The 20,587-nt window shown below is 44.0% G+C and carries 17 protein-coding genes; 10 read left to right on the top strand and 7 right to left on the bottom strand.

Annotation, left to right across the window (positions count from 1 at the left end; all coding sequences use genetic code 11):
- Positions 1-9 precede the first annotated feature (9 nt).
- Both G6047_RS05160 and G6047_RS05155 read right to left on the bottom strand, forming a co-directional pair.
- The gene (locus G6047_RS05160) at positions 10-1,935 is read right to left on the bottom strand and encodes a sodium:solute symporter family protein (protein WP_169526412.1); all 1,926 of its coding nucleotides are present in this window, start codon (positions 1,933-1,935) and stop codon (positions 10-12) included.
- A 14-nt stretch (positions 1,936-1,949) separates the two neighbouring features.
- Positions 1,950-3,071 carry a glycoside hydrolase family 26 protein gene (locus tag G6047_RS05155; protein WP_169526411.1) on the bottom strand — a complete coding sequence of 374 codons (1,122 nt, stop codon included), beginning with the start codon at positions 3,069-3,071 and terminating at the stop codon, positions 1,950-1,952.
- A gap of 219 nt (positions 3,072-3,290) precedes the next feature.
- Here G6047_RS05155 and G6047_RS05150 point away from each other — a divergent pair, with 219 nt between their 5' ends.
- From G6047_RS05150 to G6047_RS05125, 6 genes are all read left to right on the top strand, one after another.
- Positions 3,291-4,169: a helix-turn-helix domain-containing protein gene (locus tag G6047_RS05150; protein WP_169526410.1), complete on the top strand. Its 879-nt coding sequence runs from the start codon at positions 3,291-3,293 to the stop codon at positions 4,167-4,169.
- A gap of 255 nt (positions 4,170-4,424) precedes the next feature.
- Entirely contained in the window at positions 4,425-7,616 is a 3,192-nt protein-coding gene (locus G6047_RS05145) for a SusC/RagA family TonB-linked outer membrane protein (RefSeq protein WP_169526409.1), read from the top strand.
- A gap of 11 nt (positions 7,617-7,627) precedes the next feature.
- Positions 7,628-9,220 (top strand): RagB/SusD family nutrient uptake outer membrane protein, encoded by a 1,593-nt coding sequence (locus G6047_RS05140; protein ID WP_235946497.1) that lies wholly within the window; start codon positions 7,628-7,630, stop codon positions 9,218-9,220.
- An 11-nt stretch (positions 9,221-9,231) separates the two neighbouring features.
- The gene (locus tag G6047_RS05135) at positions 9,232-10,269 is read left to right on the top strand and encodes an IPT/TIG domain-containing protein (RefSeq protein ID WP_169526408.1); all 1,038 of its coding nucleotides are present in this window, start codon (positions 9,232-9,234) and stop codon (positions 10,267-10,269) included.
- A gap of 82 nt (positions 10,270-10,351) precedes the next feature.
- Positions 10,352-11,578 (top strand): glycoside hydrolase family 27 protein, encoded by a 1,227-nt coding sequence (locus G6047_RS05130; RefSeq protein WP_169526407.1) that lies wholly within the window; start codon positions 10,352-10,354, stop codon positions 11,576-11,578.
- A complete protein-coding gene (locus G6047_RS05125) occupies positions 11,578-12,546 on the top strand; it encodes a glycoside hydrolase family 5 protein (protein ID WP_169526406.1) in 969 nt (322 codons plus the stop codon). Before G6047_RS05130 ends, G6047_RS05125 begins: the two co-directional genes overlap by 1 nt.
- 62 nt (positions 12,547-12,608) lie before the next feature.
- Here G6047_RS05125 and pgl read toward each other — a convergent pair whose 3' ends face one another.
- The 5 genes from pgl to G6047_RS05100 form a co-directional block, all read right to left on the bottom strand.
- Positions 12,609-13,343, bottom strand: coding sequence for a 6-phosphogluconolactonase (pgl, locus tag G6047_RS05120; RefSeq protein ID WP_317168271.1), 735 nt, complete (start codon positions 13,341-13,343; stop codon positions 12,609-12,611).
- Entirely contained in the window at positions 13,324-14,859 is a 1,536-nt protein-coding gene (zwf, locus tag G6047_RS05115) for a glucose-6-phosphate dehydrogenase (protein ID WP_169526405.1), read from the bottom strand. Before zwf ends, pgl begins: the two co-directional genes overlap by 20 nt.
- A gap of 30 nt (positions 14,860-14,889) precedes the next feature.
- Positions 14,890-16,296, bottom strand: coding sequence for an NADP-dependent phosphogluconate dehydrogenase (gndA, locus tag G6047_RS05110; RefSeq protein ID WP_169526404.1), 1,407 nt, complete (start codon positions 16,294-16,296; stop codon positions 14,890-14,892).
- A gap of 10 nt (positions 16,297-16,306) precedes the next feature.
- Complete coding sequence (locus G6047_RS05105) at positions 16,307-16,768, bottom strand: RpiB/LacA/LacB family sugar-phosphate isomerase (RefSeq protein ID WP_169526403.1); 462 nt, start codon at positions 16,766-16,768, stop codon at positions 16,307-16,309.
- 375 nt (positions 16,769-17,143) lie between these two features.
- Positions 17,144-17,773, bottom strand: a complete 630-nt coding sequence (locus G6047_RS05100) for a porin family protein (protein ID WP_169526402.1) — start codon at positions 17,771-17,773, stop codon at positions 17,144-17,146.
- Positions 17,774-17,985: 212 nt separating this feature from the next.
- Here G6047_RS05100 and G6047_RS05095 point away from each other — a divergent pair, with 212 nt between their 5' ends.
- From G6047_RS05095 to G6047_RS16970, 4 genes are all read left to right on the top strand, one after another.
- Positions 17,986-18,846 (top strand): helix-turn-helix domain-containing protein, encoded by an 861-nt coding sequence (locus tag G6047_RS05095; protein ID WP_169526401.1) that lies wholly within the window; start codon positions 17,986-17,988, stop codon positions 18,844-18,846.
- A 237-nt stretch (positions 18,847-19,083) separates the two neighbouring features.
- Positions 19,084-19,674, top strand: coding sequence for a Crp/Fnr family transcriptional regulator (locus tag G6047_RS05090; protein ID WP_169526400.1), 591 nt, complete (start codon positions 19,084-19,086; stop codon positions 19,672-19,674).
- Positions 19,675-19,750: 76 nt separating this feature from the next.
- Entirely contained in the window at positions 19,751-20,335 is a 585-nt protein-coding gene (locus G6047_RS05085; RefSeq protein ID WP_169526399.1) for an NAD(P)H-dependent oxidoreductase, read from the top strand.
- A gap of 25 nt (positions 20,336-20,360) precedes the next feature.
- A complete protein-coding gene (locus G6047_RS16970) occupies positions 20,361-20,582 on the top strand; it encodes a 2TM domain-containing protein (protein ID WP_169526398.1) in 222 nt (73 codons plus the stop codon).
- Positions 20,583-20,587 lie beyond the last annotated feature (5 nt).

The raw sequence follows: 20,587 nt of genomic DNA, 5'->3' as shown, positions 1-20,587 counted from the left end.
GTGTTTGTATTAAAAATCATTTAAGCGTTTCCACCATGTTTTTCGCATGACTGCCACAATTACGGCGAGCAATGCCAAAACCAGCCCCAATGCACTCCATTTGGATAGAATGAAATACATGGGCAGCAAGGTGAGTAAGATTTGTCCGGCCATGCCCAGCCCGACATTGAACATGTTGATCTTGAAATTTTTGTTTTTTTCAAACGACGGATCTTTGGCTACTGCCAGCTCATGCACCGGTTTCCAGAATCCCCACGGACGCACCGTTTTGTAGAATTCAAGCAATGTTTCCGGATTTGTAGGAGGTGCCGAATACGAACCGATAACACAGGCTATAAACTGGATGAGGATGAAAACCGGGAAGAAATACAGCATCCGGGTTCCATCGAAATAATTCGTGATGCCGCTGACCGAAAGAGCCGGCGGAATGGCACTGGCGATGATCCCGAACAGCATTCCGTAGAAGAATCCGTTGGCATTGAAGCGCCACCAATACCATTTGAGGACATTGGCACAAACGAATCCGCCATAAAGACCTGCCGTGATGATGTTGAAAATCATGTTCACATCGCGTATCATCAATCCTAAACCGACACCCAGGATAACCATGACCGTTCCGGAAATATATCCCATGTTGATGATTTGTTTACGAGACGCATCGGGCTTTACGAATTTGAGGTAGATGTCGTTCACGATGTAAGCCTGTCCCGCATTGAGCGTTCCGGAAAAATTACTCATGAAAGCCCCAAGGAATCCGGCAAGCACAAGGCCCACAAGCCCGACAGGTAAATAGTTGTTGATGACGGCCGGCATGATGCTTTCGAAATTGACACCGTCGGCGGTTTTGTGCAAATCGAGTTCGGCGAAATAGATGATTCCGAGCACGCAAAGTCCCATGGTCATAAAGTATCGGATCGGAAGCAGTATTATCGATATGAAACCGCTCATCTTACTGGCTTCTTCCGGCGATTTGGTACTGAGGATTTTTTGGCAGTCATAATTCGGAGCCGGACCTGCAAGACTTTTGAGTACGCCAGAAAAGAACATCATTCCAACAATCGCCATAAATAACTTGTAGCCGTCTTTGCCTAACTTGACCGAGGCGTCTTTGAGGATTCCGTCCCAATTGAGCCCGAGTTCCGTACCGAACAAGGGTGTGTCCCAACCAGTAGGCACTTTATCCATGATGTTGATTCCGGAATGGGCCAGATGCGTCATGGCAATCGTACCGACACAAATGGAACAGAAAATCATAATCATATATTTGATGAAATCGGCCAGGACGATACCGTGCATTCCGCCGACGATACTATAAAAAGTAGCTACAATACAAATGCTTACACCGTAAAACTGGGCCGTAGCTGATTTGGCTGCCGATAAAGCCGTTTCAAATTCAGGACTTCCCGGAACCATCGTTTCCAGGTGCTTATCCAAAAACGGCACGACTTCTTTTACCGATTCATATGGGATAAAAATCTCAAGGAATTCACCTACTCCAACAAAAGCATATGCCATATAACCCACACACAACATCAACGCGAACGCAACGACTACCGCATGGCTTTGACGCACGCCTTTGTCTGTAAGCCCAAAACGTGTCCCAAGCCATTCCGCTCCTGTCGTGGCATTGCTCCTGCGCAGCCATTTGCTGAGGAAAACCATGAGGAAAACCTGGTTGAAAACGGGCCACATCCATGGAATCCACACACTTTTGAATCCGTACAAAAAGGCCATGCTCACCAGCAGCATAGTTCCTGAAATATCGAACATATCACTCGCATCGCTGAGTCCGAGCATATACCACGGCAGTTTTTTTCCGCCCATGAGATAATTGTCTTTGCTCTTTTTTGCGCGGTTTTTCATGATGAATCCAATTACGATCATCAGGACAAAATACGCGGCGATTATGATAAGGTCAACGGAGGCTAATTTCATAAGCGATGGGAAAATCAGTTCCCGTATAATTTTTGTTTGGCGACATCTTTTTCGAATAAGATATGGCCGGTTTTATAAAAATCGATAAAATCCTGTTGGGAAACCTGGCCTTTGAAAGGCGCGTAATAATGCATTCGCGGCGGATCCATATATTCGTTCCAACCGTGGTTTCTCCATACGAGTACATAAGACAATTTATAATCGCCAATAGCTTTCAACAACGTTTGCGTCCACCATTTTGGTTCGGGGATCGCTTCAAAACCGGTTTCGGCAATGGCGATTGGCTTTTTCTTTTGTAATGCGATTTCGTCCATGTCGTGAAGTTGTCGCAAGGTATTTTTTACGAATGGATCTTCGGCTGAACTTTTCATCTGGTAACAGTCGAAACTGAGCATATCGGCCGCATCGTCTCCCGGATAATACTCCAGAAAATCGGCTTTGTCCTTAAAATCGGACGTATTGTAAACATAGATAAGCTGATGGACATTTTTGGATTGCAGATACGACATGGTAAATTTCCACAACGCCTTGAACTGATCCGGCGTACCGTTGTTTTTGCACCACCAGAACCAGGTTCCGGTTAGCTCGTGGTATGGCCGGAACAGCATCGGGATTTTTTTTCCCTGATCGTCCGTAAGTGAATTCAGATACACAGCCGCTTTATCCAGCCAAACTTTAAAAACATCATGTTTGCTTCCGCCGGGAAGCACCGAAGCAAGTGAATTTGGAGTAGTATCCCACGCATTTTTCCCTGTGAACGGATTATCCATATGCCAGCTCATAGTGATGATTCCGCCACGTATTTTGCCTTCCTGTATAAAACGGCGCATATCTGAAAACGGAATTCCGTCGATATTTTTATCAGAGTCTTTTTCCAGTCCGCCGAGATCCCAACCGTAAACAGCGGGATAATCTCCTATGGCATCTTTTACATCGCTGCGATCCTTTTCATATTTCCAGTTGACGCCGTAAGCCAGATCATCCTGATGACCGAACATGATACCTTTTTGAGTCAGTTTTACCAGATTATTATAAAGTACGACTGTCTCAGCAGTTGCCGATTTGTCGCAAAGAGCATTTTGAGCCGAACACGAATACGTCAGCATAACCACTAAATTGAAAATGACGTATCGCATAGTGTGAAGTTTTGCGGAACTGTTCTGAAAATATAAATTATACATCAAACTTGAAAAAAAGACAAAAATCAGAATCAATAAATACATATATAATTATTGGACATAACTAAAAATGATGATTTATCAATTTCAAATTCCAAATATAGCCTTACTAGTGCGTGATGATTAATATTATTTTATCAAATATATATGTTATAATTGCACAAAAATCCACATTATATGGCTGCAGCAAAGAATTTCTATCGTGAAGTCGCCCCTCTTTCCGCGGGTGACAGCTTCCTGGTTTTTGACCGAGTGAAGGAAAAATTCGACTTCCCGATACATTACCATCCGGAATTCGAGCTCAATTTCATACTCAATGCCAAGGGTGTCCGAAGAGTCGTGGGCGACAATATAGAAGAGATCGAAGACGTGGAATTGGTACTCATTGGCCCTAACTTATACCACGGATGGGAACAACATAAATGCAAGTCAAAAACCATCCATGAAATAACGATACAGTTCCACAACAACCTGTTCAGCGAAAGCCTTTTGTCACGCCGGATCATGTATCCGATACGCGACATGTTCAACCGATCCGTGCATGGCATATTATTCTCAAAAAAGACAGCTTTGGAACTCAAACCACGGTTCGTCCGCATATCTAAATTAGACGGAATGGACTATTTCCTGGAACTGATATCCATACTATACGACCTTTCCAACTCCCGAAACCAAAGGCTTTTATCTACATACACCGTCGATTCGGAAACATTTGAGGACAGTGATAAAATGAAACTCGTGTATGATTATGTCCAGAAAAATTTCTCTGGGAAAATCTCTCTTGAAGAAGTATCAGATCTGACCAACATGAGTCCGGTTTCATTTAACAGATTCATAAAAAAAAGAGCCGGAAAAACCTTCGTCAATTACCTCAATGACATCCGCGTGGGATATGCTTCGCGCTGGCTTGTGGAGAAAGACCTGAGCATTTCTGAAATCGCTTTTAAATCTGGCTTCAACAATATTGCGAATTTCAACCGCATCTTCAAAAGCATCAAAGGAACAACACCGAGCCAGTATCGGGAAGAATTCTACGGAATGAAACGTTTCCTTTAACTATCAGGCAGTTACCAAACGCCTTCAAACCTCTGTTCGGACTCATTTTATAGTGATACGATTTTATCATATTCTGTCAAAATAATTACGAAATCGATAGAGAAAATAGTATCGCGAGATGATAAAATAATATTAACTTTTGGTTAACAGGCCCGCTAAATTTGATTTTCAGAAATATTAATCTGATATAATTGTCTATATCGGAAAATTAAAGGGTTTTTATTTCAGAATAACTAACTAATAACAAAACAAATTATGCATGAATTAACTCACCCAATCGGAGGTGGCGGCATCAGGAGGCTGCTCACCCTGATTACCTTTCTGTTTGCCCTTTCTGTTTCTTATGCGCAAAACACAATTACCGGAACTATTTCTGAAAAAGGAGGAGTCACTATTCCCGGTGCCAATGTGACCATAAAAGGAACAACCAAGGGCGTAACTACGGATTTCGATGGTAAATATGCCATTCAGGCCGGCCCACAGGACATTCTTGTAGTGACCTTTATAGGGTTCAAAACCCAGGAAATCAAAGTGAACAACAGAACGTCTGTCAATGTACAACTTGAATCTGAATCACAAAGTCTTGACGAGATTGTAGTGATTGGTTACGGATCACAGAAAAAAGAAGATGTAAACAGTTCCGTTTCCTCTATCAGGAGTAAGGATCTTGAAAACATCAAACAGGTTAGCGTGGATCAGATGATTCAGGGCAAGGCTGCCGGTGTTCAGGTTTCCAATAACAACGGACAACCGGGTAGTGCCACTTCAATACGGGTTCGGGGAACAACTTCGATAAGCGGTACCAACGAGCCTTTATATATCATAGATGGCGTGCCGATTTCTGGAGATGCACAAAACATCGCCTTTAGCGGACGCCCTATTTCCGGTAACGATTTTTCTTCAAACGGAGGTGCGGGTAACAATGCGGTTAGCCCGTTGTCTATGATCAATCCTAACGACATTCAATCCATCGACATACTTAAAGATGCTTCCGCGACCGCAATCTACGGTTCGAGAGGCGCTAACGGGGTTATCATCATCACCACGAAATCTGGAAAAAAAGGTACCGGAAAAGTGACTTATGAAGGATATTCTTCTATAGCCAACGTCTACAAAAAGCTGGATGTGATGAACCTTCAGGAATATGCTGTCCATCAAAACAAGCTTACTGAAATATTTGGCCTTGATGCACAGGTGCGTCCTGAATTTCAGCATCCGGAATTGCTTGGCCCCGGAACCAACTGGCAGGACGAAGTGTACCAAACCGGATTCGGACATAGTCACCAGCTCTCTTTTTCAGGGGCAAACGAAGTGACGAGCTATTATTTGTCAGGCGGTTTCCTGGATCAGGCAGGTACGGTTCTGGGATCTGGTTTCAAACGCTATAACATGAGGCTCAATCTCGATTCTAAAGTAAAGGACTGGCTGCGTGTGGGCGGAAACATCACCACAGGGATTACCAATGAAAAACTTACGGTCAACCAAAGCTTCAACGGTCTTATATCAGGAACGTTGCTTATGGCTCCGGACGTTCCGGTTCGCAATGCGGATGGCAGTTTTGCAGGACCTACAGACGGACAGACAGGAGGTACTTACTACAATCCGGTCGCTCTTGCCCTTAGCCGTGACAATACCCTTTCACGTAAAAATTTCCTTGGTAATATTTATGCCGAAGTCAACTTATTCAAAGGACTTAAGTACCGTGCGGAATTTGGTGCCAACACGGAATTTTCTTCTCACACAGATTATCTCCCATCTTATTATTGGGGCGCCCAGTATAATGCATCCGGGGATTTGAATGAGCGCCGTCAGAACTGGTATTCGACTAACCTCAAGAATTTACTCACGTATGACCGTACTTTCGGAAAACACCATATAACATTGGTTGCAGGCCAGGAAGCCAATGACTCTCATTGGGAAGGTATTTATGCGTATGCTACCGGTTTTCAGGCAAATGACCCACACACCATAAACCTGGGAGATCCGGCCCAGAGTACTGTTTCGGGTTATAAAGGAAGCTCTTCCCTATGGTCTTATTTTGGCCGACTTATCTATGACTTCGATGATCGCTATAGTGTATCTGCTTCTTTCCGGGGCGACCGATCATCCAAATTTGATCCAGCCATACCGAATAATCAATGGGGTTATTTCCCTGCGGTTTCAGTGGGTTATAAACTATCTTCTGAAAAATTCATGGAAGGTACCCGCGATTATGTAGATAATATCAAGTTCCGTGTCGGATATGGGGAAACAGGCAATCAGCAAATTCCGAACAATGCGTATGCGGCTATGCTCAACCAACAGAATTCAGGTCTGGGTTCAGGATTCCTTGTACAGAATATACCAAACCCTGCCCTAACGTGGGAATCGATGAACCAAACCAACATAGGCCTTGATTTCACGCTGTTCAAAAACAGATTGTCTGCAACGATTGACTGGTACAAAAAAGAATCTACAGGCTTTTTATTCCAGGTTCCTTTACCGGGATACCTTACTGGTGGAGGCGCACAATACGGCGGTATCAATTCACCATACTCGAACATTGGGTCAATGGAGAACACCGGATACGACGTTACCCTGACATACAATACCAGAGGAAGCGGAGATTTCAGCTATAATGCAACCCTCGTACTTTCGCAGTACAAGAATAAGCTGACAGAAATCCAGGCAGGCCTGCCACTTACGATGGATATAAACACAAACGGATATATTCCGGTACCGGTTACCAATACCCTGGTGGGCTCTCCTGTAGGTACTTTCTACGGCTATAAAACCGATGGTCTTTTTACCAGCCTCGACCAATTGAACGCCGCTCCACTTCAATTCGGGCAAACAGTTGGTACCAATGCCGGTCAGACTTATTTGGGTGATGTTAAATATGTAGACTTAAACGGAGACGGAGTAATCAATGAACTTGACAAAACTAATATTGGAAATCCGGCTCCAAAATTCACCTTTGGGTTTACCAATAACTTCAAGTACAAGAATTTTGACCTGTCAATTTTCCTACAAGGTGTAAGCGGAAACGATGTGCTTAATCTTACGGAAAGGATGGGTACGAACAACGCCACATTGTATCAGAATATGCTGGTTTCGGCATCTGATTTTTATAGTGCAGACAATCCAAACTCATCCAATCCGCGACCTATCAACAGTTTAGGAAATCCGAATCTCGAGATTTCCGACAGATATGTAGAAGATGGTTCGTACCTTAGAATACAAAACGTCACCCTGGGATATAGTCTTCCGACAGACATTATATCAAAACTTAAGATGTCACGTGTCCGTTTGTATGCCACGGCCCAGAACCTTTACACGTTCACGAATTACTCCGGCTACGATCCTGAGATTGGTTCTTTCAACCAAAGCGCACTATTATCTGGTATTGACAACGGCCGATATCCATCTCCACGCACTTACACCTTTGGTGTCAACGTTGAATTTTAAAAAAATTGAAAATGAAAAAAAGAATAGTTAAACAAATGCGTCTGGCCGTTGCTGTCGGTGCATTGGGGTTAGGTTTACTGTTTTCGTGCAGCGAAGACTTTACAAACAGACCTTCTGAAGACGGGATAAGCCTTGACGATTATTACAGCACGAACGAACAGGTTGCGTCTGCTACAAACGGTATGTATGCCAGAACCTGGTTTCAGTTCCACAACAAGTTTTTCTTTGCGGTTGCAGAAGTCGGATCAGGTAATATGTACACCAATTCAAGCGATGTCAATTCCATGAGAAACTTCTCTATCACCGGAAGCGATCCTGAATTGTATAACGGATGGAATTCTCTTTGGGCGAATGTGGCACAGTCTAATGCAATCATCAATTTTCTTCCGGACAGAGTCGGGCCGGCCGTTTCTGAAGAAGTGCTGGACAACACCATAGGAGAAGCCTATTTCATGCGGGCGACAGCTTACTTTTATCTGGTAAGGCTTTGGGGGCCGGTTCCTATCATCGAGAACAACCTTGCCCATGTAGATCAGCCTCAATTGAACACCAATCGCGTTGAGGATATTTACACGCTCATCATAAACGATTACCAGACGGCTATAGAAAAACTTGTCGAGAAAAACCGGGGAGCCAACTACGGAGAAAACGGGCACGTGTCAAAAGGTTCCGCGAAAGCCATGCTGGCGAAAGTATACCTCTATCAACAGAATTACACCATGGCAAAACAACTTGCCGAAGAAGTCATCAATAGTGGCGAATTCAAATTGTTAGGAGGATCGGCAGTTCCCGGAAAGAGTTTTTCAGACTTGTTCACGTATCCGAATAACAACAACGAAGAGTCAATTTTTGCTTTACAGTGGATAACAGACGGTAATTATGGATCTGCAAGCAATTGCAACACGCAGTTTGGCATCAGTACGGCTGCAATAACGACATCTAATGCCAGCTATGGTGGCGTCTTTGCTCCTTCTCAGGACGTTCTTTCCCTGTTCGGTCCTGGTGATGTAAGACGCAAGCAAACCATTATGCTGCCCGGCGATGAATATCCGGAAATCAAGGTAAAACTGGGCGAAGATGACGGTACGCTGATAGTACCTGCCGCCGACCAGATTGGAGGTCAGGGAGCCGGTGCGGCAATCAAGAAATACTGCATTGGTATTGAGAACGGAACCACCACAGGCCCTATTGATGCATGGGCCATGATGGAAAACAACACCTACATCATGCGTTATGCAGAATTATTGCTGATACACGCCGAAGCCGTACTTGCCGGAGGAGGTTCATCAAGCGATCCTGCTGCTTTGGCATCGTTGAACGCCGTAAGAAACCGTGCCGGTCTTGAAAGTGTCTCTTCGTTTACATTTGAAGATCTGTTTACAGAAAGGCGCAAAGAGTTATGCTTTGAAGGTGATTATTGGTTTGATTTGGGACGTATCCCACGTACACAGGCCATCAATATAATGGCTGCCCAGAATCGCGGCAATCAATGGGGTGCAGAGTATTTCACACCGGAAGACTCAGACTTTTTGTTGCCGTATCCAAGCACCGATGTAGCTAAAAATCCAAAACTGCTGGAACCTCCTGTTCCATATGAATTCTAAAAAAAACGACTATGAAAATTATTAAAAACGTTAGGTTGGGTGTAGCCGCAGCAATAGTCATGCTGCTTGGCATAACTGCGGTTTCCTGTACTGATTCAGACGAGAAAGTCATTGGTGAAGTCGCTTCGCCCGAAATTGAAAATGTATTGGTTGCCGATACACTTGACATAGTTCCGGTGACAATAGGCTATGCAAATAATATGTATATCATTCGGGGAAAGGCATTTGCCACGACTCAGAAGGTTTATTTCAATGATGTAGAATCCTATTTCAATCCGGCTTTGGGTACAGACACATCCATTTTTGTAACCATAGATGTAAACACGCCTTACGAAAACGCACCGAACAAGCTTCGTGTGGTTACTAAATATGGTGTTGCCGAATATGATTTCGTAGTGGCTCCTCCTGCCCCTTCGGTCCATAGTTTCAATCCCATCAACACGGCAGACGGTGGCGAAATAACTATCTACGGTTCGTTCTTCCTCGATCCTGTCGTAACTGTAGGCGGCACTCCGGCTGAAATTGTGTCAAGCAGCCTCACGGAAATCCACGCCATATTACCGGTTGGTTCACAATTGAAGAAGGTAGAGGTAACTACAATTTCCGGTTCATCTGAATACGGAACGGCCGTAGGGACAGCCATATATGATGATGTATTCTACAGCCCATGGGACATCGAATCCTGGAACAACCATGAATACGTAAACAATCATGCGTTGGCTGCCCAAGGAAATGTGTACATCAAAAAATCTATAGACGGATGGGGTAACATCCAAGGTAATTGGGGCTGGAATGATCAGCTTTCAGGCTATACCGGAATCCATTTCTTTGTGCGTTCAGATGATGAAGGCAAACTGGTCTGGATCTTTAACGGAAACGGATGGGGAGATTCGACCCATGTGATCAATACAACGCCTCAATGGCAGGAAGTCCGGTTGAGCTGGGCTGATTTAGGCAATCCGGCAGCAATCCAAAACCTTTCTTTCCAGGAATTCACCGGAAGCACACACGTGTATTACCTCGATAATATTGGATACACGGTAGATTAAAAATAAAATTTGGGTTAGTTTTATTGATTGACAAGCCTCGGAATAATTCCGGGGCTTGTTTTTAACATACACAACTTCATAAATGAAATATTTAGCAACACTGATTACGGCCGCGACGGTTTCGCTTGCATCGGCACAGGGAAACACACACAAGCAGGAATCCGGAAAATTCGAAGGCCTGGCCATGACTCCGCCTATGGGTTGGAATTCCTGGAACAATTTCGAAACAAATATCAATGAAAAACTCATCAGGCAAACGGTAGACATCATGGTCTCGTCCGGATTGAAAGATGCCGGTTACAATTACGTGGTACTTGATGACGGATGGATGACGAAAGAACGCGATGCGAACGGAAACCTGGTTCCGGATCCGGAGAAATTCCCATCGGGTTTACCAAAACTAATCGAATACGTACATTCCAAAGGACTGAAATTCGGATTGTATAATTGTGCCGGCACCAAAACATGCGGCGGTTATCCAGGAACACGCGGTTATGAATACCAGGATGCGCGTTTTTATGCCTCCCTGAACATTGATTATCTCAAATACGATTGGTGCAATACAGAAGGCATCACCGCCAAAGAAGCCTATACCACCATGAGCAACGCCTTGAAGACGGCCGGCAAACCGATTGTTTTCAGCCTTTGTGAATGGGGCGACAACCAACCGTGGGAATGGGCGAAACCTGTCGGGAACTTGTGGCGTATTTCGGGTGATATCTCTCCATGTTTCGACTGCGAGGACAATCACGGATCCTGGTCTTCATGGGGTTTTCTGCGCATTGTGGAAATGCGTAAAGATATCCGCAAATATTCCGGACCGGATCATTGGAACGACTTTGATATGATGGAAGTCGGGAACGGAATGACAGCAGCCGAAGACAGGTCGCACTTTGCCATGTGGTGCATGATGGCTTCACCCCTGTTCTGCGGGAACGACTTTGGAAAAATGACACCTGAAACATTAAAGACGCTTACCAATAAAGAACTCATTGCCGTCAATCAGGACAAACTCGGAATCCAGGGCTTTAAATATTCAGATGAAAACGACATAGAAGTCTGGCTTAAACCTTTGGAAAACGGATGGGCCGTCACGTTCCTTAACCGATCTGATAAACCTCAAAAAATCAACTTCAAGTGGAGCGACAAGCAGTTCAAGGATCCTGATTTTGGTAACGAATTGAACCTGACGACCACAGCGGTGAACGTCCGTGATCTGGGCCAGGGTAAAAATATCGGCACAACCAAAAAAGACTTTGCATCTGCCATCGGCGCCCACGATGTCATCACATTAAAAATCGGGAACTGATGTATTTTTCCAGACTTTTTATCGGCTTACTATTTTTTGCAGGAACATCGATGCAGGCCCAGTTTGTCACAAAACACGGAAAACTTCACGTTGAAGGCACGCAACTTACCGATTCGAAAAACAGTCCCGTCGTGCTTCGCGGTGTCAGTTTTGGATGGCATTCATTCTGGCCTCGGTTCTACAATGAGCAAACGGTGAAATGGTTGGCAGACGATTTCAAGGCAACGGTTGTCCGTGCCGCGATAAGTGCCGAGGTTGGCGACAGGAATTACAAAGACGATCCACATTTTGCCACCCAAAAAGCAAAGGCCGTAATCGACGGTGCGATTAAAGCCGATATTTACGTGATCGTCGATTGGCACAGCCATAACATCAATCTGGAAAATGCGACCCTTTTTTTCGATGAAATTTCAAAACAATACGCCGGCAAGCCCAACATCATTTACGAAGTGTTCAACGAACCCGATGAAGAAAGCTGGCCACAGGTTAAGGCATATGCCGAAAAAATCATAAAGACCATCCGGAAAAACGACCCCGACAATGTCATATTGGTAGGTTGTCCGCATTGGGATCAGGACATCAATTTACCGGCTGCAGACCCGATCCTCGGGCAAAAAAACCTCATGTATACCATGCATTTCTACGCTGCGACCCATGAAAAATGGCTTCGCGACCGCACCGACGAAGCCATCGCGAAAGGATTGCCAGTTTTCATTTCGGAATCTGCAGGAATGGAAGCCACCGGCGACGGGCCGTTGAACAAAAAAGCGTGGCAGGAATACATTGACTGGATGGAGCAGAAAAAACTGAGCTGGGTTACGTGGTCGGTATCGGACAAACTGGAAACATGTTCGATGCTGAATACTTCTGCCTCATCTACAGGAAATTGGAAAGATGAAGATTTGAAAGAGAGTGGAAAAATGGTGCGGACTTACCTGAGGTCGTTTGCAAAAAATCCAGAAAAATAATTAAATTGTCAATTTCATTCAAGCATATTCTGTACGATGACAGCTAGTTTTCAGTTTTTTACCTATTTAATATGAGGCGGTAAATCATCGGCCGCAGCCTCATCTGCCAGCCAGATCAATTCTCCCGAAACAGGTTTTAAAAGTTGCGACGGATATTTCTCCGGATTATATGCTCCCGCTATAACCTGTCCGAAGGCCTGGGCTTTGTTCGCCCCAAAAACCAACACCACATTTCGTTTTGCCTTATTGATCAAAGGAGCCGTGAGTGTAATGCGAAACATATGCTGCGACGCCAGATAGTAAGCGGCAACCCATTTTGTTTTCTCGTGCAGCACTTCGGTTCCGGGAAACAGTGAAGCGGTGTGTCCGTCTTCCCCCATTCCGGAAAGGATCAGGTCGAATTCCCCCGAATCTCCCAAATGTTTACGCAGCAATTGTTCATAATGTTGCGCCTGCTCTTCAGGTTCCAACAAGGCTGACCACATAGGAAAAACATGGTCGTTAGGAATATTTATCTTATCCAAAAACACTTTATTGGCCATTCCGGCATTGCTTTTTTCATCTTCTATAGGAACCCACCTTTCATCACCCCAGAATACAAACGTCTTTTGCCAGTCCACTTTGTCCCGATATTCTGGAGCGGATAACAATTCATATAGTTTTGCCGGGGACGAACCGCCTGTCAGTGCCACCGTAAATTTTCCTCTTTTGGAAACGGCTTCGTGTGCGGCGGAAACAAAAATTGCTGCCGCTGCCTCGCTCAGTTGAACGGAATCTTTAAATACCTGGATCATCATTGTGTTTTTTCTGTGTCGTATGTGCATTAAGCGACCACACATGTCCTTGTCTTGCAATCAATGCCTCGGCACTTTCCGGCCCCCAGGTTCCTGCAGCATAATTTGGAAAATCGAGTGAATCCCGTGTTTCCCAGGCCTCGAGTATTGGCGTAATCACATCCCAGGCTTCTACGACCTGATCGGAACGCATGAACAACGTAGTGTCACCGTGCATCGCGTCCTGCAGTAAGGTTTCATAGGCTTCCGGTGTCTGGGTCGAACAATCGTCATAATCAAAAATCATTTCCGCAGGATTCAGGTTCATTTCAAGGCCTTGTTTTTTGGACATGAAACGCAAACGTATATCCATGGACGGTTGGATATTGATCGTCAAGCGATTTGCCATCAGGCTGTCTTCCTGTGTCTTTGAAAAAGTCGAGTGGGGCACCGGACGGAACTGGATGGTAATGGAAGATATCTTTTCCTGCATCCGCTTTCCGGTACGCATATAAAACGGAACATCCTGCCAGCGCCAGTTGTCCAGATAGAATTTAATCGCAGCGAAGGTTTCTGTATTCGAATTGGGATCGACCTGGGGTTCATCGCGATACGCCTGTACTTTTTTACCTTGTATCCAACCCGCATCGTATTGGCCACGCACAGCATACCGATGCACTTCTTCCGGACGGATTCTTCGGATGGCACGCAACACATCGACCTTTCTGTTCCGGACTTCTTCTGCATCGAATGAAACCGGCGGTTCCATGGCGACCATGCATAAAATCTGCAGTAAATGATTCTGGATCATATCGCGTAAGGCCCCGGCACCTTCGTAATAGCCGCCGCGTTCTTCCACACCGACTTCTTCGGCTACGGTAATCTGGACATAATCAATGTAGTTCCTGTTCCAAAGCGGCTCGAAAAGCGTGTTCGCGAAACGGAAAGCGAGGATATTCTGGACTGTCTCTTTCCCTAGATAATGGTCGATACGATAAATTTGTTGTTCCTCAAACGTCTTGACAAGCAGTTCGTTCAGGGCAATAGCAGTTTCCTTGTTGTGACCGAAAGGTTTTTCAATGATGATACGATCGGTTTTTGGATGATCGGCGAGCTTTGACTTTTTGATGTAGGTGGTTGCGGCTTCAATGAACTGTGGCGCCACCGATAGATAAAACAGTCGTTCCGCGCGCAAGCCCCATTCTTTATCGATGGAATCCATCTTAACGGCAAGTGCCTTATAGGATTCAAGGTCATTGATGTCAGAAACGAAATAACTGACCGATTTCCGGAAAGTTTCCCATTGTTCTGATTCCGGTTTTCCTTTGCGCGAAAATTGGGTCAGCCCTTCAAAAAGATGCGCGGCATAATCGTCATCGTGCATCTTGGTTCGCCCGAGCCCGATCAAAGCGAATTTCTCCGGCATCCAGCCATCGAGATATAGATTATAAAATGCCGGAAGCAATTTGCGGTTGGCAAGATCTCCGGTGCCGCCAAAGATGACGATGATAGTTGGGTTGGTATGTTTAGCAGAAGCCATTGTTGTGTCTGTTGGTTTAAAATGTGGCGGTTATTCCCAGATGGTATGGAAGAAACCTTCTTTGTCGATGCGTTCGTAAGTGTGTGCGCCGAAAAAATCGCGTTGTGCCTGAATCAGGTTCGTCGGTAAAACCGCGCTTCTGTAGCCATCGAAATAACTGATCGAAGACAACAAGACTGGAACCGGAATGCCTTTATCGATGGCGAGTTTCGCGATGTCGCGTGTGGCTGACTGACGATCGAGGACTAATCTGGCGATATTGGCATCCAATAGTATATTCTGCAATCCGGAATCTGCGGCAAATGCTTCACGGAAACTTTCGAGGCAAGCGGCGCGTATGATACAACCGCCTCTCCAAATCTTGGTGACTTCTGACAGGTCGATTTCATATTGATATTCTTTGGAAGCAATGGCCAACTGGGCCAATCCCTGTGCATAGACGTTTATCATTGCAAAATAATAAGCATCCTTAAGCGATTGGCTGATGGACGAAATGTCGGTTTTCGAATCCGGAGAAACGTTACCGAGGATTTTGGAAGCTTCAAGGCGTTGCTCCTTATGAGAAGAAAGATTCCGCATGGTTACGGCAGAATCAATGGAAGGAACCGGTGCCTGCAAATCCATCGCGTTTTGTGAAGTCCATTTTCCGGTGCCTTTGGATCGGGCCCAATCGGAGATTACATTCACAAGCAAATGACCTGTTTCATCGTCCTTGACTTTAAGTATTTCACCAGTGATTTCTATAAGGAACGATTGGAGTTCGCCCTGGTTCCAGTCGGCGAATAATTCCTGTATATCGGTATCTGCCACACCCAATCCGCGTTTGAGCAGATCGTAGATTTCGGAAATTAGCTGCATGATGGCATATTCGATTCCGTTGTGCACCATCTTGACATAATTCCCAGCCGAACCATTGCCCATATAAGCTACACATGGTTCGCCGTTTACTTTTGCCGCAATCGCCTCGAATATCGGACGCAATCTTTCATAAGCCGACTTATCGCCTCCCGGCATCATGCTCGGCCCGAAACGCGCACCGCTTTCGCCACCGGAAATTCCCATCCCGAAAAAATGGATGCCTTTTTCTTTGAGTGAGGCAAACCTGCGGTTGGTATCGGTGAAATACGAATTGCCGCCATCGATTACGATATCGCCTTGTTCCAGGAATGGCAACAGGCTTTCGATGGCAAGATCTACCGGTTTTCCTGCCGGAACAAGCAGCATAATAGCGCGTGGTGTTTTGAGTGATTTGGCAAAAGCCTCGGCGGAAGTGGTTCCAAAAACAGATTGACCCGGTTGTCCGGCGGCTTCAAACGCAGCGGCTTTTTCCGGACTTAGATCAAGACCGGCGGCAGCGAAACCATGGTCGGCCACATTGAGCAGTATGTTGCTGCCCATTACGCCTAGACCTACGGTTCCAAAATCATATTGGTTCATGTGATGAGATTTATGTATTAGGGTTGTGTTTGTTTTCAAGTGCGACGACTTTATCGAGCCTTCTCTGGAAACGCTCTCCACCGTCGTATTTTGCATGGAGGAATGTTTGTATGAGTTCGAGAATCAGGGCTTGGCCCAAAACGCGTCCGCCGAGGCACATGAGGTTCATATCGTCGTGCTCGACGCCTTGGTGGGCCGAATAATTCTCGGTAATCAAAGCCGCACGTACGCCTTTGATTTTATTGGCTGCTATGGAGACACCAACGCCACTGCCGCAAATGGCAATTCCTTTGTCAGCTTCACCTTTGGAAATCGCCTGGGCGAGCGGAACTATGATATCCGGATAATCATCGGCCGCATCATATGTAAACGCACCGTAATCAGTAACGTCGAATCCGGCGTCGAGAAGTTGTTTGAGGATACTTTCCTTTTGTTCGAATCCGGCGTGATCGGCAGCGATTCCTATCTTCATTTTTTGTTGATTAGACAGCTTTGTATGTTTCAATTGTCGCTATCATAAAAATTGTCCTGCATCAGAGATCTGTCAAGCAGAAAGCCTATTTACCGTAACGACTATTCTATCTTCCAAATTTAAGACTTGCTTTGGTGAAATGCACAACGTATTCCGACAAATTTCAGACATGTTTGTTTTGTTTACGTAAACATTTAAAACTACGGACGAATGGATGATTCATAACATCATATTGTCCTATGAATTCAACGAATCTTTATCTGTACAAAAGACCAAACCACTATAGACTTAAAGCCCATAGTGGTTTAGTTACTGATCATGAAGAGAAATGACTATCTTAATATGCGATTAATGTTTTTCGGTCAATGTGTCAACCTAAAAGGTATAACCCAGGCCAAGTGAAATGGATTGGGCCGACATTCTATAATTGTCTTTATCTCTGTCCAATACATTAAAACCATATTTGCAGGTGGCATTTACCTGTAACCGCGAACTGAGTTCGTAACCGATGTTGGCGGCAAGACCGTTTGAAAGGCGCTTCATTTCTGGTTTCTGTCCGTTATACTTTTTGAAGACATCGATATCGCTTTCTTTGTATTTTCCGGAGAAGCCGAATCCGAAATATGGGCCTGTCCCAACAAAGAAACGTCCGCCAGAAAGTGTTTTCCATTTTACCATCAGATAGATAGGAACTTCGGTCCCAAAATATTGAAAGGTATCTTTCACCCCGTTGTTTTCCAGGTCCGAAGTATGGTAAACAAACATAATGTCTTCCTGGATGGCAAAATGATCGGAAACATTGAAACGTATAATGGTACCGAGTGCTCCGCCTGCACCAAAGTCGCTTTTCAAAGCGGGATTTTTTCTGATAGTAAAATCAGAGGCACTGCCTTCCACTTTTACACCAAGGTCAAGTTTTTCTTTAATTTTTTGAATGGTACTTTGCCCATTGGATTGTTGGATACCTGCACACAAAACCCCTACTAAAAACAATAAATACTTCATACTTTTTGCATTCTAAATTTTAAGTTTATAAAATCCCGCAGTGTTATCATCCTTATTCTTTTCTGAAAACATCTGCACCAATCTGAATGGCAAAAGTAGATTGCAACCCAAATGTACGACAGGTGTGAAATAGATATTATTGTCCATTATTAGCTTTTATGATACCGGAAATAATGTTTTAGAGGTATATTTAGTCTTTTATTAGATATGCCATGAAAAATATACTTGCCTATAACCTTTTTGAATCTTTGAATAAACGGGAAGATGTTTATAAGATCGAGAATGAGATTTACATATCTGAAACAGGGCAAATCGACTCGAACGGATTATCCTATCCGCTGAAAACCAAATACACCGTATGCTGCATTTGCATCAAAGGTGAATTGACTGGAAAAATTGATCTGAAGGAATACCATATAAAAGCTCCCGGCATGGCCATTTCATTACCCGGACAAATCCTGGAACATGGAACCAGCAGTGCAGATTTTTTGGGAATATTAATTTATATGTCTGAAAGTTTCACCAAGAATTTCAATCTTCTTATGGGGCATTCCATAGCCATTTCCATAATGGACCGTCCTTATGTAAAACTGACTGATAAGCAGCTCGAGGCAATGCTGGCTTATTGTGATATGGCGAAGAGTGTGATGCTTACCAAAGACAATCCACATAAATTAGCTACGATAACTCATTTAACAATAGCCTATTTTTATGGCATTGGTTATTTTTTGCACCAAGTCGACGACGTGGAATCTAAATCCAACGATAAAATAATTACCGACAGGTTTCTGCATGAAGTGAGACAACACTTTAAAAAAGAACGCCGGGTAGAGTTTTATGCCGAAAAATTGCAGCTGAGCCCAAATTATCTATCCCATAAAGTGAAAGACGTAACTAACAAAACTGCCGGTCAGTGGATTGATGAGTACATCGCATTAGAAGCGAAGGCACTGCTTAAATCAACCAATATGACCATACAGCAAATTGCCGATGAACTGAATTTCCCTTCCCAATCATTCTTTGGAAAATTCTTTAAGCGTGTTGTTGGCATCTCACCGAAATATTATAAATGAGTAACAGTTGGTTTATGCCATGTTCTTTTCTAAATCTGAATGCCTTCTGCATCATACATTCGGGAAATCCAAAACCTCGCGTTCAATTAATAGCCTTTGAAACCAATAGCCACCTGAATTTCAGGTCTTTCGGCTCAAGTCATAAGGCTCGATGCAAAGCGAAAACCCACCAAACTGCGATAGGCCAGTTTGTTTTGGCTTTAAACCCATAACTTTGCGATAGCATAATTTTAATATATGGAGGTTGATATTGATATCTTTTTAAAATCAGTCAGGGCAATTTGTCCTCATATATCAGATTTTGAATTGTCTCAATTTGCTTCACAACTAACCATCAACGAATTAAAAAAGAAAGCGTATTTCCTTGAATCAGATACTGTTCAGGCAGCGATAGGCTTTATTACAAAAGGACTGGTTCGTTCATTTTATATTGATGCTGACGGAAATGAAATAACGGTCGGCTTTTATCCTGAAGGTGATTATGCTACACACTTTGCTTCTTTTATCAAACAGGAACCCAGCAAATATTCCATTCAATGTTTAGAAGATACGACCCTGGTGTGTCTTTCTTTGGAAGGCATGAATTGGATATATCAGCAAGCCCCTGTGTTCGAAAGGTATGGAAGACTTATTGCAGGAGGAATTTTAACCCGCCAACAAGACCGTATTGAGAGTTTTATATTTCAATCGTCAGAAGAGCGTTACCTTGACTTTATCAATAATCACCCAGGACTGTTCAACCGAATATCGATATCGCATCTCTGCAGCTACCTGGGAATTGAAAGACAAACGCTTACCCGCATTCGTCACAAATTAGCACACCAATGATTTTTTGACACATTTGTGTCAGGTACCCCCTCTTCATATTTAAAATCTTTGCTGTATCAAATTAACGGATACAGCAATGAAAAATATTTTAGTAATACTCGGTCACCCTTCTGAAAATTCATTTTGCAAAGCGTTGCTTGACGCTTATATGGCCGGAGCCGAAAAAATGGGTGCACATTGTCAGGCAATTTATATTTCCAGACTCACTTTCAATGTAAATCTTGCCGATGGATATAGATCCGGGGAAACACTGCAATTAGAAGAAGATCTCGCCAAATCTCAGGAACTTATCAAATGGGCAGATCACGTTGTCATGGCCTTTCCAAACTGGTGGGGCTATATGCCCGCCATCACAAAAGGATTCATAGACAGGATGTTTCTACCGGGATTCGCTTTTAAAAATCATTCAGGGAAAAATTTTCCAGAGCAGTTACTCAAAGGAAAAAGCATGAGGGTATTCGTAACCATGGACACTCCTAAATTCTGGTTTTATCTCGTACACCGCGCATCGCTTTACCGTATCCTTAAAAAAGTCGTATTCGGCTATGTCGGCTTCAAACCTATCGGCTTTTCCACTTTTGGATTTATGAGAAAAACTACCGATAAACAACGCAAAAAGTGGCTTAAAAAAGTGGAACTGTTAGGCACCCAGTTTAAATAAATAGTAATTCTAAAAATCAGAAATCATGACACATGCAACACGCAGCAATGCTGTACACTTCAATCCTAAAAAAGCATTCAGGATACACTTATTGGTTATCCTTTTGACGACACCCTTTATCTGGATCATTTGGCACCTGACCGAAAAAAGCTATCCATGGCCAATTTGGCCAACACTGGGATGGACACTGGGAATCATTTTCCACTACCTGGGAATAACTGTTTTCAAAAAAAATCCAAACAACTAAATAGA

It is taken from the genome of Flavobacterium silvaticum, from assembly GCF_012911565.1.
Taxonomy (GTDB): domain Bacteria; phylum Bacteroidota; class Bacteroidia; order Flavobacteriales; family Flavobacteriaceae; genus Flavobacterium; species Flavobacterium silvaticum.
Note: the sequence above shows the minus strand (reverse complement) of the source record. Positions and strands in the feature narration are given on the sequence as shown.

Bases quoted from the DNA above. Each gene is read 5' to 3' on its own strand.
- G6047_RS05130 (WP_169526407.1), top strand. From the start codon at position 10,352: ATGAAATATTTAGCAACACTGATTACGGCCGCGACGGTTTCGCTTGCA.
- G6047_RS05125 (WP_169526406.1), top strand. From the start codon at position 11,578: ATGTATTTTTCCAGACTTTTTATCGGCTTACTATTTTTTGCAGGAACA.
- G6047_RS05100 (WP_169526402.1), bottom strand. From the start codon at position 17,773: ATGAAGTATTTATTGTTTTTAGTAGGGGTTTTGTGTGCAGGTATCCAA.
- gndA (WP_169526404.1), bottom strand. From the start codon at position 16,296: ATGAACCAATATGATTTTGGAACCGTAGGTCTAGGCGTAATGGGCAGC.
- G6047_RS05105 (WP_169526403.1), bottom strand. From the start codon at position 16,768: ATGAAGATAGGAATCGCTGCCGATCACGCCGGATTCGAACAAAAGGAA.
- G6047_RS05095 (WP_169526401.1), top strand. From the start codon at position 17,986: ATGAAAAATATACTTGCCTATAACCTTTTTGAATCTTTGAATAAACGG.
- G6047_RS05085 (WP_169526399.1), top strand. From the start codon at position 19,751: ATGAAAAATATTTTAGTAATACTCGGTCACCCTTCTGAAAATTCATTT.
- G6047_RS05090 (WP_169526400.1), top strand. From the start codon at position 19,084: ATGGAGGTTGATATTGATATCTTTTTAAAATCAGTCAGGGCAATTTGT.
- G6047_RS05140 (WP_235946497.1), top strand. From the start codon at position 7,628: ATGAAAAAAAGAATAGTTAAACAAATGCGTCTGGCCGTTGCTGTCGGT.
- G6047_RS05160 (WP_169526412.1), bottom strand. From the start codon at position 1,935: ATGAAATTAGCCTCCGTTGACCTTATCATAATCGCCGCGTATTTTGTC.
- G6047_RS16970 (WP_169526398.1), top strand. From the start codon at position 20,361: ATGACACATGCAACACGCAGCAATGCTGTACACTTCAATCCTAAAAAA.
- zwf (WP_169526405.1), bottom strand. From the start codon at position 14,859: ATGGCTTCTGCTAAACATACCAACCCAACTATCATCGTCATCTTTGGC.
- G6047_RS05155 (WP_169526411.1), bottom strand. From the start codon at position 3,071: ATGCGATACGTCATTTTCAATTTAGTGGTTATGCTGACGTATTCGTGT.
- pgl (WP_317168271.1), bottom strand. From the start codon at position 13,343: ATGATGATCCAGGTATTTAAAGATTCCGTTCAACTGAGCGAGGCAGCG.
- G6047_RS05150 (WP_169526410.1), top strand. From the start codon at position 3,291: ATGGCTGCAGCAAAGAATTTCTATCGTGAAGTCGCCCCTCTTTCCGCG.
- G6047_RS05145 (WP_169526409.1), top strand. From the start codon at position 4,425: ATGCATGAATTAACTCACCCAATCGGAGGTGGCGGCATCAGGAGGCTG.
- G6047_RS05135 (WP_169526408.1), top strand. From the start codon at position 9,232: ATGAAAATTATTAAAAACGTTAGGTTGGGTGTAGCCGCAGCAATAGTC.